Source organism: Mycobacterium sp. MUNTM1, from assembly GCF_054660795.1.
On the sequence record NZ_BAAGDE010000129.1, the window covers coordinates 1 to 1,799 of the forward strand.

1 protein-coding gene and 2 pseudogenes are annotated in these 1,799 nt (G+C 68.6%); 1 reads left to right on the top strand and 2 read right to left on the bottom strand.

The window, feature by feature from the left end; all coding sequences use genetic code 11:
• Both ACYQ8K_RS30010 and ACYQ8K_RS30015 read right to left on the bottom strand, forming a co-directional pair.
• Positions 1–290: pseudogene (locus ACYQ8K_RS30010) on the bottom strand (dihydrodipicolinate reductase); the annotation flags it as partial.
• A gap of 11 nt (positions 291–301) precedes the next feature.
• Positions 302–1,273, bottom strand: coding sequence for an LLM class flavin-dependent oxidoreductase (locus ACYQ8K_RS30015; protein WP_459974999.1), 972 nt, complete (start codon positions 1,271–1,273; stop codon positions 302–304).
• 227 nt (positions 1,274–1,500) lie between these two features.
• Between ACYQ8K_RS30015 and ACYQ8K_RS30020 the strand changes: the two are divergent.
• Positions 1,501–1,799: pseudogene (locus ACYQ8K_RS30020) on the top strand (dihydrodipicolinate reductase); the annotation flags it as partial.

The window sequence follows — 1,799 nt, forward strand, 5'->3', positions numbered from 1 at the left end:
ACGTTGAGCCCGGCTTCGAGCAGCTTGACGTAGTCCGGGATGGCCAGCGCGTCGCGCTCCGGACCGCTGGCCGCATACACCACGCAGTCGGGGGCCTTCGCGATCAGCGCGTCGGCGTCGTTGGTGGCCGTGACGCCCATGGGCTCCCCGCCGGCCAGCACGCCCGCGTCCTTGCCGACCTTGTCGGGTGAATGCACCCACACGCCAACAAGTTCCAGGTCCGGCCGTCGCCGGATGGCATCGATCGCGTTCGAACCGACTCCGCCGGTCGACCACACGACAACACGCATGGGCACTCTCCTCACTGGTCGTCTGCAATGGCGGCCGCGGCCCGCTCGAGATAGGGCCACGCCACCCCCGGTGCGACCCCGCCGCAGAGCGGGTGCAAGGGCAGCAGTTGCCCGCCGCGCACGTAGTCGACCGCCTCGTCCGGGGTGAAGATGCGGTACGGACCGCCGTCCACTCGAAGCTCCGCCACGGTGGCGGCGCGGGTGATGCTGGCGACCGAGTCGTCGTGCGGCCGGTAGGACGCCGCCGTCTTCGCGTCGTGCAGCAGGTGCGGGCCGAGCTCATCCCAGGCCGCATCGACATCGTCGGCCACGAAAACCGCTGTCGGAGCGCCCGGTTGGGGAAACTGAATGATCCCGGGTTCGTGCCCGTGCGCGCGGCACTGCTCCTCGTAGTACTCCTTCAGGCCGGGCGACGCGGTCTGCGAGATGAACCCCAGTCCATGCCGGCCGGCCCGCCGCGCCGCGGCCATACTGCCGCCGGCGATCAGCACCATCGGCCCGTTGGGCGAGGCGCACGGCGGGGTGACGCGGACCGTGCGCCCCCGATATTCGACGGGCTCACCGCGCACCAGCGGACCCAGGACGTCCAGCATCTCGTCCGCCACACGACCGCGCGTGCTCATGTCGACGCCGAAGTGCTCGTATTCCTCGCGCCGATGCCCCACCCCGAAGGCGTAGGACACCCGGCCGCGACTGATCAGGTCCAGCACGCTGATCTCCTCGGCGAGCCGGACCGGGTCCCATAGCGGAATCGGCACCGCGGCCAGCAGGATCGCCAACGTGCGCGTCCTGGCCGCTACCGCCGTTGCCAATGTGAGCGGCACCGGCAGATGACCGTCGTCGGCGCCGTGATGCTCGGAGAGCACCGCGAGCGCGGCGCCTCGCGTTTCCGCCCACGCGCACATGTCGATGGCCGCTGCGTACAGATCGGTGGCCGCGGCGCCCCCGCTCGGTGCGCGCATGTCGAACCTGAGCGTGAACATCAGTGCGCGGCGCCCCGAGTTGTCGCTCGGAGGCGGGCAAAACGCTGGTCGGCCGTCACAGCTGCAGATTAACCTAAGATTTGTTCTTTAGGATAGTACTTACTCTCTTAAACCCTTGACCGTGCGGCATAGCGGCTGTTAGCTTCCGAGACGAACGTTGGGTTACTGCTGCCGTAAGGGCAACGGACGCCTAAGCTTTCGTCGCGCACGCACCCGGAAGGAACAAGATGACGGCTCATCGCGTGGTGGTGTGGGCGACGGGTGGCATCGGCTCGATCGCTATCCGCGCGATTCAGCGGCGCCCCAATCTGGACCTGGTCGGCGTGTGGGTGCACTCGGATGCCAAGGTCGGCAAGGACGCGGGCGAGCTGGCCGGCGGTGAGCCGATCGGCCTGAAAGCCACCAACGACGCCGACGCGCTGATCGCGCTCAAACCCGACTGCGTCATCTATGCGGCCAGCGGTCCGGAGCGCGACGCGCTGGCCATCCCGGACTACGTCAAGCTGCTCGAAGCCGGGCTCAACGT